This is a genomic window from Methanoregula sp. (assembly GCF_049510175.1).
In the GTDB taxonomy this organism is placed as follows: domain Archaea; phylum Halobacteriota; class Methanomicrobia; order Methanomicrobiales; family Methanospirillaceae; genus Methanoregula.
The window spans coordinates 255,230-268,940 of the sequence record NZ_JBEKZF010000002.1; the positions used below are offsets into that span (position 1 = coordinate 255,230).

Below are 13,711 nucleotides of genomic sequence, written 5' to 3' on the forward strand. Positions count from 1 at the left end.
AGTATTCATTTTCCTCGCCATTACGGGAACAGGCGATGAATCGATGCTCTGGTTCGGCATGGCGGCAGGATTACTGGTTGTAGGTCTGCTTTCCATTATCGTTTCCGGGTTCGTGGCAATTCTTCTTATTCTGATCATCGCAGCCATCGCTATCTATAACGGTTTTACCGATATCACGCTCGCTCTCATGCACCCAAAAACAAAATACGTCCTCATTCCCGCAATGATCATCACCGGTTTCGTGCTCCTCGGCGCCTTGCTCTATTACAATCCGGCGTTTGGAAGCGAAGACCGGCTCTTTTTTTCTGTTGTCGGTATGTTCGCCCTTACGTTCGGGCTGTTCTCCATTATGCTCGGCTTTTACAAATCCGAAGAGGAGGGAGATGGTGACGAATCCTCACTGCAGAAAACCGCATATGCCAGCAATAAGGCCGGCGGAAGAAAATAATCTCTTCATCCTTTTCTTTTTCGTGAAGGCAGCAGGTTATTTTCCGGGATGGCATCACAACCCATGACTTACGATGTTGTCGTTGTCGGTGCAGGGCCGGTCGGGAGTGCAGCGGCATCCGCGTGCGCAGGACTGGGGCTGAAAACCCTCTGCATCGAGGAACACGGTACCATCGGTTATCCTGTCCAGTGTGCCGGCCTTCTTTCCAACGCGGCATTTGCCGAGTGCCGGGTGTCTGATCGATCCGTCCTCAACAGGATATCCGGTGCCCGCGTCCTGTCCGCAAAAGGTTCCGGTATCCTCGTCGATGCCAAAAAGACCAAGGCACTTGTTGTCGACCGGGGAGCACTCGACCGGGAGATGGCGGAGCATGCCGCACATGACGGTGCGGAGTATCTCCTCAGGACCTCAGTCTGCGGCATCAGAGACAACACGCTCCTTACCCGGGGGATCCACCGGGAACAACCGATCAGCTTTAAAATGCTGATCGCAGCAGACGGACCCCGCAGCACCATTGCACGACTGCTCGGCATGCAACGGGCAAAGGTATTTCTTGCAGGCATCCAGGAAGATATCCTGCACCAGGGTGATCCCGGCTTTGTCGAACTGTACCCTGATGCCGCACCGGGTTTTTTCGGGTGGGCAATTCCCACGGCACCGGGGCGGGCAAGGGTTGGCCTGTGTGCCCGGACACATGCTCACGAACATTTTGCAGCATTCATAAAAAAATTCAGTTCTTCCTCTGTGCATCTTGTCACCGGTACCCTCCCGCTCGGTGTCATGCCGAAAACCTACGCGCACAGGACGCTTTTTGTCGGGGATGCAGCAGGATTTGCCAAACCCACCTCCGGAGGTGGCATCTATACCGGCGTCCGCTCCGCACGGCATGCAGCTGCTGTCGCAGCAGAGGCGTGTGCGCGCAACCGGTTTGACGATGCCGGACTGTCCGGTTATGAACGACGATGGAAAGCGGATTTCGGCAACGAACTCGCACTGGGGTTCAGGCTCTTCGAGATGCGGCAGCATATGTCCGGGCAGGATGTCGATGACCTGATCCGGGCTCTCAATACCCCGGACCTCCTCCAGACAATCGAGGAATTCGGCGATATGGACCGGCCATCGGCACTCGTGAAGAAACTGCTTCTCAGACCAGGCATACTAAGGCTCTTCAAACCCCTTATGCAGGCCGGGCTGAGATCCCTTTTTTAATCGCCTGGAATTTCCGCGCGATCCGGCCCTGGTATACATACGTAATAGCGATCCCGGCCCTTCATCCGCGGGCAGGGAATACCTGTGGAGACCATCAGCAAACGGACAATATAATCCGATATCGTTGATGACATGATCGGATACGTTAAATAATGTACATATGTATATCGTACTAATCCCCAGATCAACTGGTGTTTCAGGGTGTTTGCACTGGATATCGGAAAGACGACCAAAGAGAGGGACCAGTTCATCCTGTTGTCAATCCTGTGTCTGTGCATCGGTATTTTATCCACAGATCTTCTTGTCCCGCTGGGTTTTGTCATCTGGATCCTGTATCTTATACCATTACTCATGTCGGTCTGGCTCTCGTACCGGTATGCACCATTCGTCATTACTTGGATGCTGACTCTCGTGATCCTGCTCGGCAGCATGATCTCGGGATCAGCCCAGGCCAACCCGTCAGACCTCACTGACCGGGCGATCTTCATCCTGATGCTCGCCATTATCTCCATCCTTGCATGGGAGATAAAAACTAACTATGAAGTGCTTGAGATCGAAATCTGCGAACGCAGTGCTGCACAAGAGAAGCTTGTGAGCCTGACACGTACCCTCGAAGAGCGGGTTTCCCTGCGGACGCAGGAATTGTCCGATGTCAACGAAAAATTAAAACAGGATATCGCAGAACGCCGGAAAGTCGAGTCAGCCCTTGCTATGACAAACCAGAAACTGACATTGCTCTCGCAGATCACCCGCCACGACATCCTCAACCAGCTGACAGTCCTCAAGGGGTACGCCATTCTGTCGCAGCAGTTTGAGAACGACCCGGAAAAACTCCGCATGTATCACGAGAACGCTCTCCGGGCTGCAACCACGATCGAGCACCAGATCAGTTTTACCCGCGATTACGAGAACATGGGGATGAAGTCCCCCGTATGGCAGAACGTCGGCGAGATGATCGCCCAGGCAGTCTCGGCCCTCCCCATGCGGGACGTGGTGGTCCATTCAGACGACATACACATCGAGGTCTTTGCCGATCCCCTCTTTGAGAGGGTATTCTACAACCTGATTGATAATGCACTCCGGCACGGGGAAGGTATCACCAGCATTGCCTTCTCATACCACGTGTCCGATGCAGCACTGGTGATCGTGTGCGAAGATGACGGCGTCGGGATACCCGACCAGGATAAGCAGCACATATTCACGAAAGGTTTTGGCAGGGATTCCGGTCTTGGCCTCTTTCTGATCCGGGAGATCCTGTCCATCACCGGCATTTCGATCAAGGAAACCGGCGTATCTGGTAAAGGTGCCAGATTTGAAATTACCGTCCCGTCCGGCCATTACTCTATCGGGCACGATAGCAGGGATTACAAGCAAAACAGTTAAAACGCCTGCCGCATGCAGGCATGCAACACTTTTTCTTATTGCCCCGCCAGATCGATGCACGATATCATGAGCAGCACGCGGTTACCCACCCTGTTCGTCTCGCACGGAGCGCCGACACTCATCCTGGAAGACATCCCGGCGCGTGCATTCCTGCAATCCCTTGGTACCCGGTTTCCCGGCATCGGGGGTGTACTCTGCATCTCGGCCCACTGGAACCTCGAAGTGCCCGCCGTGAATGCCGTGGAGCACCCGGAGACCATCCATGACTTCTATGGGTTCCCGCCATCACTCTACCGGATGAATTATCCCGCGCACGGGAGCCCGGCCCTTGCCGGCCGGGTTGCGGGGCTCCTGAACAATGCCGGCATCACCTGCACCACCGACACCGCCCGGGGCCTCGACCATGGGGCATGGGTCCCGCTGATGCTGATGTTCCCAAAAGCTGGTGTCCCGGTAGTCCAGCTCTCCATCCAGAGAAATTTCGACCCTGCCCGGCACCTTGCACTGGGAGCGGCGATCGCGGGACTGCGGGACGAAGGCATCCTCATCATGGGAAGCGGAGGGGCCGTCCACCCTCTCGGCGACCCAACTGCCTCGCTCGGTGAAGGTGCACCCACGGAGGCGTGGGCAGAAGAGTTCAACGACTGGCTGGCTGACGCGGTCACGAACGGGGATCGCAAACGCCTCGTCGGGTACCGGACGCTCGCCCCCCACGCACAGCGGGCCCATCCCTACCCCGACCACTACATGCCCCTTCTTGTCGCCCTTGGTGCAGCGGGCCCGGGTGCCCGGGGGACCGTGATCCACCACAGCTGGGACCTCGGCGATCTCGGGATGGATGCGTACACGTTCGACTGATGAAAACGGGCGCCCCGCATCATCCGGGCTGATCAGACGGGAAATCCAAAAGAGCGATCAGCACGTCTTTTCGTCAAGGGCGGTGCGGATCTGGTCTTTGACCGGTGCCGGAAGATCCAGGCAATCGAGCGCCTTTTTGAGGAGGAACCTGCCCATCTTCTGGCCTTCCGGCGTGGCGAGATACCTATCGATAGTCTTCTGCCCTTCCGGAGATGAGAGGAATTTCCGTATCGCTTCCTGTCCTTCCGGTGATGTCGCGTATCCTGCAATCATTGCCTGTATGCAGTCCATGAACGGATCTCCCTTCCCTGTTTGTGGTGGGGGATGCAAGATAAATACTCCCCCGCCAACGGACGTCTCAAACCCTGATGCCCGTGGCGTCCGGGTTTTTCCCATGGCGGTATTCAGTAAATCGGAGGGAAGATTCCAGCCCGTGATACTCCTGTTGAGAGACAATTAATATTGAGGGCAATGAGCCCACTCCTCCCCAGCCCCCACACGTCGAAGTGCCGCCACAGGCAGGCACTTCTTTGTCGCGGGGGAGACCCTAAGAAGGGGCGAATGAAAAGTAAACGACGGAGAATGGAAGGAAATAACAATTAACTGAGAATTATCCGAGAAAAAAGAGTTGATCTTATGGCTTTGCTGCCAGGTCAACGTCTTCTTTCTTGATCGTCTTTCTGCCCGCGTGTTCGGCAAGCTTGTTGGCTTCCTTGGTGAGCTGGGCGATGTACTTCTCGGCCTTTGCCACAAGTGCCTCTGCTGCATCGCTGCCCACTCTTTCGGCTCCGTTCTTCTTTGCAATCCTTACAACTGCGGCGATTGGTAAATCTGCCATGTTTCTTACCTCAAAAGAAATCCTCTTGGTATATTTAAATACTTTTTGGGAAAATACTGCAATTTATTACGCATTACGATATTGGAGGGCGCCCTGCACAGCAAGCGAAAAACGGAGTCCGTAATTTCGCAGAATATTTTTTATTCCCATTAAATAGTTTTTTTTGGAAAATAAAGGGTAATTCAAGGTTTTAAATTATTCCAACAAAGATGCTGCGAGCAAAAGCGCATTCGCATAATTTGGTGAGGCGCGCGAAGTATCCACGAAAATTCTGCTGATATTTACCACAGGTGCGCCATGGCCGTACCCGGCTCCCAGGAACGTGAGCGTACGGAAAATAAGATTGCCGGAAATACCGTCTGGTGCAATGATCAGACCGCACGTCTCAACGGCGTCCTCGATGAGGATCTCGCAGTGGGTGGCATCCCCGAGCCGCGCTACGAGCTCAGCCTCAGCCATGCTCTTATCCACCTGCTTATGCCGCCCGATATCTCCCAACCTTCCCCCGGACAGCACGCCGGTCTTTTCCGGAAGGCCGAATTTTCTTGCAATGAGCTTCCCTTTTTTGATCAGTTCAAGTTTTTCCGGAACAGTCCAGCCCTCGTCCACGCCAACCGGCGTCAGCAGGAATCTTTTCCCATGGGCGGTCTCCAGCAGGGCGATGCGCTCGAGATGGTCAACCCCTTCTGCCGTTTTGAGCGCCTGAAGGGTTACATTGGCGGGAAGCGTACCCCGCACCGCAGCATCAATTTTTCCGTTCATGAGGTCGTCGATCATTGCCTGTTCGGGACAAGGGTGTTCAATGATCCGGATGGATAGTTCCGCAGGTTTTTCGCCGACACTGCCGGGACGGCAGTAACAGGAGACCTCGCACGTTGTGCTCACTGCTCTGGCACTCCTGATGACCTTGTCCGGGTCATCAGAGATCCCAATCCCTATCCGCTTCACCAGTGCTGGCATGCAACATCCTCTTCAGTCAGGTGCATGATTCCGTTGTTGATGAAGTCAAAGACCTGCGTCTCGTCGCCATCATACCGGATTCGCAGGGATTTCTCGTTATCGACCGTGCCGATTGCTTTTGCCGTCATGCCAACCGCGGCAAAGGTCTCAATGAGCTCCTGCACATGCGCCTTCTTTGCCGTCAGGATGAATCCCATACCAGGGTACATCCTTACCCACAGTTCGAAGGTCATACCGTTTTCCGCAAGATTGGGCCGTGGGATCAGGTCGAGGTCGATCTCGGCCCCCTTGCCGCTCACTTCCAGCAGCATTCCCAGCGTGCCGATAAGACCGGGATTGCTGATGTCCTTGCCTGCAGTCACGAGATGTTTTCTTCCGATCTGTTCCAGCACCGCGATCTGTGCCCGGACTTCGGCTGCGGACTTCATGGTGACCGAGTCCCAGTTGAGGGCACAGGAGGGGTGGACCCTGCCGTTCAGGTCGATGGCCGCAACGACGATGTCGCCGTCCTGTGCAGTGTGGCTGTAGATGATCGAGTCGAGCCGGGCTGATCCCAGGATGGAGACATCGATGACACTGTAGGGTGCATCCGGGTGCAGGTGCCCTCCGACAATCGGGACGCCGAACTGGGCTGAAGCGTCGTGCATCCCTTTCACCACCTGCTCCTGTATCAGGCTCTTCGACATGGAGAAGACATCCACCATGGCGATCGGCCGCCCTCCCATGGCCGCGATGTCATGGATATTGACGAGCACCGAGCAGTACCCTGCCCAGTAAGGGTCTGCCTCCATGAGCTTTGACCAGATACCGTCAGCCGCAAGGAGGAGCGCTTCTCCGTTGTGCTCGATCACTGCGGCATCTTCGCCGAACGCAGCGAGAACATGCGGGGCATCAATGCGCAGCGCTTTGACCATCTCGCCGATGGCATGCTTTCGCTTGACGCCCTCATATTCCCGGACTACCTTTGCAATCGTCTCTGTGGAGCAGTTGTGGACCACGGCATCACCTGGAAAACATGACACGTACTTTCGTGTATGCTTTATTGCGCCTCATCAGAGATAATTTATTTGATATACGGTCAACGTGTCTGTATGGACTGGGCAGAAAAATACCGCCCCGCACACCTTGCGGATATCGTCGGCAATACGACTGCGGTGCGGCAGATCGCGGAGTGGGCGAAGAACTGGACGAACAAATCCAGACCGCTTCTCATCTACGGTAAGCCCGGTATCGGGAAGACGTCGGCGGCATACGCGCTCGCGACCGACATGGACTGGGAAGTGATCGAACTGAATGCGAGCGACCAGCGGACGGCCGCAGTCATCGAACGGATTGCAGGTGCAGGAAGCGTAACCGCAAGCCTGACCGGGTCGGTGCGCAAACTGGTGGTCCTCGATGAAGCCGACAATCTCCAGGGTAACGCCGACCGCGGGGGGGCAAAAGCGATCCTCGAATGCATACGGCATGCACAGCAGCCGATGATCCTGATCGCAAACGACCTCTACGGCATCTCCCCGGAAATACGGGCACGCTGCGAGCCGGTCCAGTTCAAGGCAGTCCCTGCACGCTCCATCGCTCCGCGCCTCAAGTACCTCTGCGCTGCTGAAAAAATCACCTGCAGCGATGCAGCAATCCATGCGATTGCCGAGAGCGCCGAAGGGGACATCCGCTCCGCGGTCAACATGCTTTACGCTTCGGCCATCGGAAGAGATCGGCTGGACGACGAGCAGGTCCATACGTCCCAAAAGGATGAGCGCGTCTCAATCTTCTCCCTGATCTCGGCCCTGTTCGGCAAAACGCCGGATGACGAGCTGATGCGGCTCTCGTACGATGTTGACGACACGCCCGAGACCATCGAGCAGTGGGTTGAAGGCAGTGTTCACCTGATCACCGATATGCCTGCACAGGAGCGGGCATACCGCCACCTCTCCCGGGCGGATGAGTACCTCGGGTATACCTATCGACGCCAGTACCATACGCTCTGGCGCTACGCTACCGCGGTGATGCTTCTTGGGGTAGCCGATGCCGCCGGGGGAAAAGGCATCCATACACGGATTATGCCTCCCGAACGCTGGCAGAAAATGTCCACGGCAAAGAAACAGAAGGCAATCCGTCATGCGACTTTGAACAAGGTCTCCACACTGATGCACATGCCGGAGAACACGCTGCGGGAGAATTATCTCGGAACGATCTCCCTGCTTGTCGAACAGGACCCGGCCGGGTATGCGCGTGAACTCTCCTTCGATACAGACCAGCTCAATTTCTTCCTCAATGACCGGGCCCGGTCCGCCGAGATCATAAAGGCACTTGTACAGGAAGAGAAAGAAAAAGAGAAGGAATCGCAGAAAAAACCAAAGAAAGAGTCAAAGAAAGAGAAGATAAATAAAGATGAAACCCCCCAACCCGCTGCCAGGGAAGTATTCCCTGAATCTTCGGCCCCTGCTGACGCCCCTGCACCGGAACCTCAGGATAAAAAGGCCCCGTCACGCTCCCAGTCAACCCTGTTTGACGGGTTCTGATCTCCGGTAATACCGGTGAAGGAGCACCCCGCAGTCGATACAGTCTCCTCCATCCTGGTAGGTCTCAAACCCCAGGTGGTACACGAGAAGATCGCACCCGACCCGTTGGGCGAGTGCGATGAGGGGCGGGACCATCTCAATAGCGGGCCGGATCGCATAGATCACATCAGCGCCGGTGTAGAAATGGAGATCCGGCTCAAAAACATCGTCGAGAGCAAACGTGATCCCCTCTGGCAGGGAGAAGTCTCTGATATCCGTGCACATGACAGGTATTCCTGCAGCGCGGATGATTGCTGCCGCGTCCGGGTTGCGCCCGACCCCTACTTCGACGGGGCTTGCATAGTGTGCTGCGATGTACTGGCCGATACAGGTCTCAATATGTTTATAGGAACCCATTCCAACAGAATATAGCGATGCATGTCCATATTTTTTGGGATGCCCTCTCTCCCGCCGGGTTCCAGACGCCGGTCAAACGCATGATCTCCGCAGTGCTTGGTGTCTCCACAACAATTTCGGAGAACCCTGTCCGTATGATGGGCTACGTGGTTGCACGAAAGCAGATCGATGCGCAGGCGCTGCTTGACAGCATTCAGGCTTACAAGTTCCGCCACGGGATTGAAGAACCCGTTCTTCTCGTCGTCCACCAGGACCTTTTCAAAAACGGCAGCAGTTTTGTCTTCGGGCTTGCCCGCCATCAGGTGGGTGCTGCGGTTGTCTCGGCGGCACGGCTCAGCAACGAATATTACGGGCGGCAGAGCGATGACGACGACCTGATCGACCGGATCACCAAGGAAGGTGCCCACGAGATCGGGCACCTGCTGGGCCTGGACCATTGTGAAAACCGCGAGTGCATCATGTTCAAGCCTAATACGCTCGATGAACTCGATCGCAAGAAAAAGATGCTCTGCCCTGACTGCACAGCCCGGCTTGCGGAGATCCGGAGGGATCAGCCGCAATAGCCAATTTATCTTAGTCTTTTCTCTGATTGGCACTGTATGAACCGATTTGGTTCGTAGCCGGATCCTGAAAATCGTAAAAATATTGAATTTATGAGGACTCCCCGCCTCAGGGCCTCTCCGAGGCACGGCGGGGCAGTGAGTTTTTTCAATTTCAGATTTTAGTAACTGATCCGCCGCGGGGGCGCCCCGTCGGGGGCGGCGGCGTCCATCGCAACGTGGGAATGAATAAGACTAACCCCGCCGGTTTTTCGGACTCACCGATATGCCTGCGAAAAAAATGATATTCCGGTAACAGTAATAGTCCCGTACCTGGCCGCAGGAGTTCCCGGGAACGGAGGAATGATGGAGCGCTGCTGTGTAATCACCAGTCCGGCCAGTGCCGGACATGACAATCCCGGTCATCCCGAGTGCCACACCCGTCTCCTTGCTGCCCTCCGGGGTGTTCCCCCCGGTATTCCCCTCTGGAATGCCGAACCGGCAACCGAAGAAGAGCTGCACTGTGTGCATACCCCGTATTACACCGCATGGCTCCGTCAGCGCTGCGCAGCTGCACGTGTTCCCGTTTATCTTGATCGAGATACCTATGTTACCCATGGCTCGTATGAAGCGGCCCGGTATGCAGCCGGTGCTGCGATCATAGCCATCGACCGCTCCCTTGACGGCGGGCATGCGTTTGCCCTCGTCCGGCCGCCCGGTCACCATGCCGAACACGACCGGGCAATGGGTTTCTGCCTGCTCAACAATGCGGCGATCGCAGCCGCCCATGCGCTTGGCAGCGTAGACCGGGTCGCCATTGTCGACTGGGACATCCACCATGGGAATGGAACCGAGCACGCTTTTTATGGCACGGACCGGGTGCTCTACTGTTCCGTGCACCAGGAGCACATGTTCCCGTACTCCGGGAGGACCGGTGATACCGGCGTCGGCACGGGGGATGGCTATACGATCAATGCACCGCTCCAGGCTGGTTCCGGCATCGCGGATTTCGGGAGTGTTTTTGCCGAGGTTTTTGTGCCTGCCCTCGAGCGGTTCCGGCCCGGTGCCCTGATCGTTTCCGCCGGCCAGGATACCCTCCACGATGATCCCCTCGGTGGCATGGACCTCCGGCCGGGGGATTTTGCTGTCCTGACCCGGCTTCTCATGCAGGTTGTGGACTGTCCCCTTGCGCTCGTGCTGGAAGGAGGCTACGGCACCTCCCATGGGGAAGCGATCTCCGCCATTTTCTCGGCACTCAGGTCAGGTGGAGATCCTGGCACCTACGGTGTCCCGCGTGACAGCACCCGGAAAACAATTGCCGGATTGAAAGCGCACCTGCATCTGGTCCGCCGGTCCTGACCTACGACGATGGGAGAACTGCGATCTCCATGCGGCTGATCCTCTCGTATGTCTTTTTCAGCCGGATTATCGGCCAGAGTTCATAGAGCAGGACGGTTATCGGTTCCCACATCGCCGCCCACCCGATGATGAGGAGGGCATCCGCAAAGAGCTGAGCGACGAGGACATCGCTATAGGATGAGACATAGTGACGGGCAATCAGCGCTATGGCGAGGAACGAGAGCCCGATGAGAAGAGTAAATCGCCCATGCCTGAATCGCAAGCGGAACTTCCGGTCCTGGACCATCATCTTATATTCGAAATGATTCCGGATGGCCTGGGGGATTTTCTGTGCCCGTTCAGTACCCGCAATATCAGCGGGGAGGTAAATGACGATCTTAAACCGGGTTTTTACCGGGAAATCCTTGACGGTATCGACAATATAGTGTTCTGCAGCGGAGTCCAGTTCTTTCTCGTGAAAAGGAGCGGGATCGAATGAATTGAACAGTTGCATCACCGAGGACAGCTTAATTTCGATGAGGATCCGCCCGTTCTCTTTCCTGTACAGTGATCCGATATCTGCCATACCGTTTGTTCCTTATGTGCAGTATAAGTTTTAATTCAATAAATCTGCGCTGATGCAGTCTGTCCTGTGGATGACCCGGAATCAGGATCTGCTGAACCGGTGCATTCAGGGAAGACTCATCTGTTGCTTGATGGCATCGAGCGCCTCTCTGATGATCTCCTGGGCCCCCTCGTTCTCTATCCGGTACAGGCGCTGGAGGGGGTGGATTGCCCGGGAGTCTCCAATCCTCCCGAGAGCCCATGCGGCTTTCAGCCTCACCCTCTCGTCATCATCCCAGAGAGTGCCGATGAGTTCCTCGACGGCAGCCGGGTCCCCGATCCGCCCCAGTGTCTCCGCGGCTTTCCACCGGTTTCCCTCGTTATCATCGGAGAGAAGCGCGATGAAGTGCGTGAGCCTTTCATTGTATGCACGCTGTTTTTCCTGTGCGTCCTTCTCCCCCGCGTCATTTATTTCGGGTTCGGGATCATCCATAGGTACCCGGGTCGGGTATAAATACAAAAATATTGCGCATTAAAAGGGAAAAATCAGTTATTCCTTATCCTTCACGTAGAGGATCCCGTCAGGTTCCTTGTAATCTGTCTTGATCACAAGGGTATTGGAAAGCCGGTTGAACATCCGGAGTTTGGTATTGGGCATCGCGAGCCACCCGATCAGGCAGTCGAGCGGGAGGATTAAGGCTTTACCAAAACTCTCGATCGCTGCGGTGCTGTAATGGATTCTCGTTCCGTCACGATTGACGACCTTGAGGTTCATCACCATCTTGCCGATGGACTGCCCCCGGCCCTGGAACCCTTCCATGAGCGTCCAGTATAAGAAAAAGAAGAGGGTCTGGAAACCGAATTCAAACGGCTCCCAGTGCCAGAAGTCGATATAAAAGGGGATATGCCAGCCGATCGAGGCGAAGATGCCACGGATAATGTTGAGGAAAAGGAGGACCATGCAGAAATCGATGAGCCATGCCCAGAACCGCGTGCTCCACGTGGCGAGGTGAAGCGTACGACCGTATTCCCGGCTGAGATGACCGGGCTCCCCGATCCCCGGCTGGCCGGGTACCTCGACAGGATCCCGGGATGGTTCCCCGGTTGAGGCAGGTGCTTGAGGTTCTTCCGTCATTTCAGGATAGCTGTTGTCTGCGGGAATGAATGAAGTTTACCCTTCCTGGCGAAATCGGGAACCACTATTGGTGAAGAAACTATTTCTTGGCGGACTTATTAACGTTAAAACCAGTGTTAAGTTAAGGAATAAACGGAGTGACCTGATGATATGACCGATGCAGTCATTACCGAACACGCAGGATCCCGGCAGGGGACTGTCGTGCGCTACTACCAGTACGGCAGCGGAGGAGTCCGCGTGCTTGACGGTGGAAAGGTAACGAGAAGGCTTTATCTCTTTGACCCGTCTTCGAACATGATGACGGAGCGCGACCCGTCCCGGCAGGAAAAAATCCTGAGGAGGTTTGTTTTCGACCCTTACGGAATGCTCGAGGAGACCTTTGCATTCGGCCAGCGGCCCCGGACCTTCCGGTACGAGGCCGGAGGCCAGCGGATTGCGGTCCGGGAAGGCGGGGAGTATGGTGCGGTCGGGAAACTGTTCACCTTCGAGGAGAACGGGGTGTCGGAGACCGGCTGGGGGCGGAACGGGGAGATCGAACGTGTCTTCATATTCGAAGCCGGCGATGACACGATCACGGAAAGGACCGGGGGGTGGTTCGGGAACATGGAGCGGATCATTGTATTTGAGGGCATCAATGCCTCGCTCTTCCGCGAACCCGAGGCATTCCTCCAGTTCCTGATGTTCACCGAATGGAGCGACAACGACCGGCAGGCGCATATCAGCGACGAAGTGGCGAAGATTCGTGGCGGGAAACCGGGTGCGACCGGCACAAGCCCGTACGCCTATACGGGCCCACGGCATATGACGGAAGACGCCGGGGAAGCCCGTGCACGGGGCCCGGCCCCCCGCGTACCGGCACGGGACGGGGACGCCCGGCCGGCCCGGACATCCCGGTCCGGTTCCGATGATGAAGGGATTGATTTCATTGCTGATGCTGACGCCCCCCCGTCCACGCTTCCCCGCGGGCCACCGGCCCGGAGGAGTGATGACATCTCGTTCGAGGAGCGCATGGGCCGCGGGGACCGGGAGACCGGCCGGCCTTCTGCAGGGAGGAGTGCCGAGATCCCGATCCAGGAACGGTTTGAACGTGCCCGCCAGGAACGGGAACCCCTTTCAAAAGGGAAGAGTGTCGAAATTCCTCTCGATGAACGATTCGGGAGCTCGAGGGAGAAGGAGCAGCTCTCCCGGGGAGGGAGTGTTGATATCCCCCTTGATGAACGGTTCGAGGAAGCTCGCCGGGAACGGGAGAAGTTATCCAAAGGGAAGAGCGCCGAGATCCCGTACAGCGAACGACGGGGCGGCGGAGACCGCTGAAAAAAGGATATTACTCGTCACAGCGGAGTCTTCCGCCCTTGGCGATATCCCCGGGTTCTTTTTCTTCGAAAAAGATCGTGACGAGCTCTTTTTTGACGCCGGTGGTGCTGACCAGCGTTTCGGTAAACTCTTTTGCGATCCTGCGCTTCTGTCCGATCGAGAGGCCTTTGCGGCTTTTTAGAATAATAACGGGCATGGTACTACCTTGGT

17 protein-coding genes are annotated in these 13,711 nt (G+C 56.2%); 8 read left to right on the top strand and 9 right to left on the bottom strand.

The genetic code is table 11. From position 1 onward, the window contains the following. Positions 1-43 precede the first annotated feature (43 nt). From ABSG49_RS04365 to ABSG49_RS04380, 4 genes are all read left to right on the top strand, one after another. The gene (locus ABSG49_RS04365; RefSeq protein WP_424024882.1) at positions 44-448 is read left to right on the top strand and encodes a hypothetical protein; all 405 of its coding nucleotides are present in this window, start codon (positions 44-46) and stop codon (positions 446-448) included. Between the two features lie 48 nt (positions 449-496). Further along, the gene (locus ABSG49_RS04370; protein WP_424024883.1) at positions 497-1,657 is read left to right on the top strand and encodes a geranylgeranyl reductase family protein; all 1,161 of its coding nucleotides are present in this window, start codon (positions 497-499) and stop codon (positions 1,655-1,657) included. A 201-nt stretch (positions 1,658-1,858) separates the two neighbouring features. Next, positions 1,859-3,040: a sensor histidine kinase gene (locus ABSG49_RS04375; protein ID WP_424024884.1), complete on the top strand. Its 1,182-nt coding sequence runs from the start codon at positions 1,859-1,861 to the stop codon at positions 3,038-3,040. Positions 3,041-3,106: 66 nt separating this feature from the next. Then, the gene (locus ABSG49_RS04380) at positions 3,107-3,898 is read left to right on the top strand and encodes a DODA-type extradiol aromatic ring-opening family dioxygenase (RefSeq protein ID WP_424024885.1); all 792 of its coding nucleotides are present in this window, start codon (positions 3,107-3,109) and stop codon (positions 3,896-3,898) included. A 57-nt stretch (positions 3,899-3,955) separates the two neighbouring features. Here ABSG49_RS04380 and ABSG49_RS04385 read toward each other — a convergent pair whose 3' ends face one another. The 4 genes from ABSG49_RS04385 to ABSG49_RS04400 form a co-directional block, all read right to left on the bottom strand. After that, complete coding sequence (locus ABSG49_RS04385; RefSeq protein ID WP_424024886.1) at positions 3,956-4,189, bottom strand: hypothetical protein; 234 nt, start codon at positions 4,187-4,189, stop codon at positions 3,956-3,958. A gap of 343 nt (positions 4,190-4,532) precedes the next feature. Continuing rightward, complete coding sequence (locus ABSG49_RS04390; protein ID WP_424024887.1) at positions 4,533-4,736, bottom strand: histone family protein; 204 nt, start codon at positions 4,734-4,736, stop codon at positions 4,533-4,535. Positions 4,737-4,931: 195 nt separating this feature from the next. Next, positions 4,932-5,696, bottom strand: coding sequence for a methanogenesis marker protein Mmp4/MtxX (mtxX, locus tag ABSG49_RS04395; RefSeq protein WP_424024888.1), 765 nt, complete (start codon positions 5,694-5,696; stop codon positions 4,932-4,934). Further along, the gene (locus ABSG49_RS04400; protein ID WP_424024889.1) at positions 5,681-6,694 is read right to left on the bottom strand and encodes a methanogenesis marker 2 protein; all 1,014 of its coding nucleotides are present in this window, start codon (positions 6,692-6,694) and stop codon (positions 5,681-5,683) included. Before ABSG49_RS04400 ends, mtxX begins: the two co-directional genes overlap by 16 nt. 93 nt (positions 6,695-6,787) lie before the next feature. Here ABSG49_RS04400 and ABSG49_RS04405 point away from each other — a divergent pair, with 93 nt between their 5' ends. Continuing rightward, a complete protein-coding gene (locus tag ABSG49_RS04405) occupies positions 6,788-8,215 on the top strand; it encodes a replication factor C large subunit (RefSeq protein ID WP_424024890.1) in 1,428 nt (475 codons plus the stop codon). On the opposite strand, the gene ABSG49_RS04410 is transcribed toward ABSG49_RS04405, so the two are convergent. Next, on the bottom strand, positions 8,192-8,611 hold the full coding sequence (locus ABSG49_RS04410) for a UPF0146 family protein (protein WP_424024891.1): 420 nt from the start codon (positions 8,609-8,611) through the stop codon (positions 8,192-8,194). The genes ABSG49_RS04405 and ABSG49_RS04410 overlap by 24 nt on opposite strands. A 17-nt stretch (positions 8,612-8,628) precedes the next feature. Here ABSG49_RS04410 and ABSG49_RS04415 point away from each other — a divergent pair, with 17 nt between their 5' ends. Both ABSG49_RS04415 and ABSG49_RS04420 read left to right on the top strand, forming a co-directional pair. After that, positions 8,629-9,174 carry an archaemetzincin family Zn-dependent metalloprotease gene (locus ABSG49_RS04415; protein ID WP_424024892.1) on the top strand — a complete coding sequence of 182 codons (546 nt, stop codon included), beginning with the start codon at positions 8,629-8,631 and terminating at the stop codon, positions 9,172-9,174. A 339-nt stretch (positions 9,175-9,513) separates the two neighbouring features. Beyond that, a complete protein-coding gene (locus ABSG49_RS04420) occupies positions 9,514-10,509 on the top strand; it encodes a histone deacetylase family protein (RefSeq protein WP_424024893.1) in 996 nt (331 codons plus the stop codon). 1 nt (position 10,510) lies between these two features. On the opposite strand, the gene ABSG49_RS04425 is transcribed toward ABSG49_RS04420, so the two are convergent. The 3 genes from ABSG49_RS04425 to ABSG49_RS04435 all read right to left on the bottom strand — a co-directional run bounded on the left by ABSG49_RS04425 (position 10,511) and on the right by ABSG49_RS04435 (position 12,187). Beyond that, positions 10,511-11,074, bottom strand: a complete 564-nt coding sequence (locus ABSG49_RS04425) for a hypothetical protein (protein ID WP_424024894.1) — start codon at positions 11,072-11,074, stop codon at positions 10,511-10,513. Between the two features lie 105 nt (positions 11,075-11,179). Next, positions 11,180-11,545 carry a HEAT repeat domain-containing protein gene (locus ABSG49_RS04430; protein ID WP_424024895.1) on the bottom strand — a complete coding sequence of 122 codons (366 nt, stop codon included), beginning with the start codon at positions 11,543-11,545 and terminating at the stop codon, positions 11,180-11,182. 57 nt (positions 11,546-11,602) lie between these two features. After that, on the bottom strand, positions 11,603-12,187 hold the full coding sequence (locus tag ABSG49_RS04435) for an RDD family protein (RefSeq protein ID WP_424024896.1): 585 nt from the start codon (positions 12,185-12,187) through the stop codon (positions 11,603-11,605). Between the two features lie 150 nt (positions 12,188-12,337). On the opposite strand from ABSG49_RS04435, the gene ABSG49_RS04440 reads away from it, so the two are divergent. Further along, positions 12,338-13,501: a hypothetical protein gene (locus ABSG49_RS04440; protein WP_424024897.1), complete on the top strand. Its 1,164-nt coding sequence runs from the start codon at positions 12,338-12,340 to the stop codon at positions 13,499-13,501. 10 nt (positions 13,502-13,511) lie between these two features. Here the strand turns inward: ABSG49_RS04440 and ABSG49_RS04445 are convergent, their stop codons facing one another. Then, entirely contained in the window at positions 13,512-13,697 is a 186-nt protein-coding gene (locus tag ABSG49_RS04445) for a tautomerase family protein (protein WP_424024898.1), read from the bottom strand. Between the last annotated feature and the right edge of the window lie 14 nt (positions 13,698-13,711).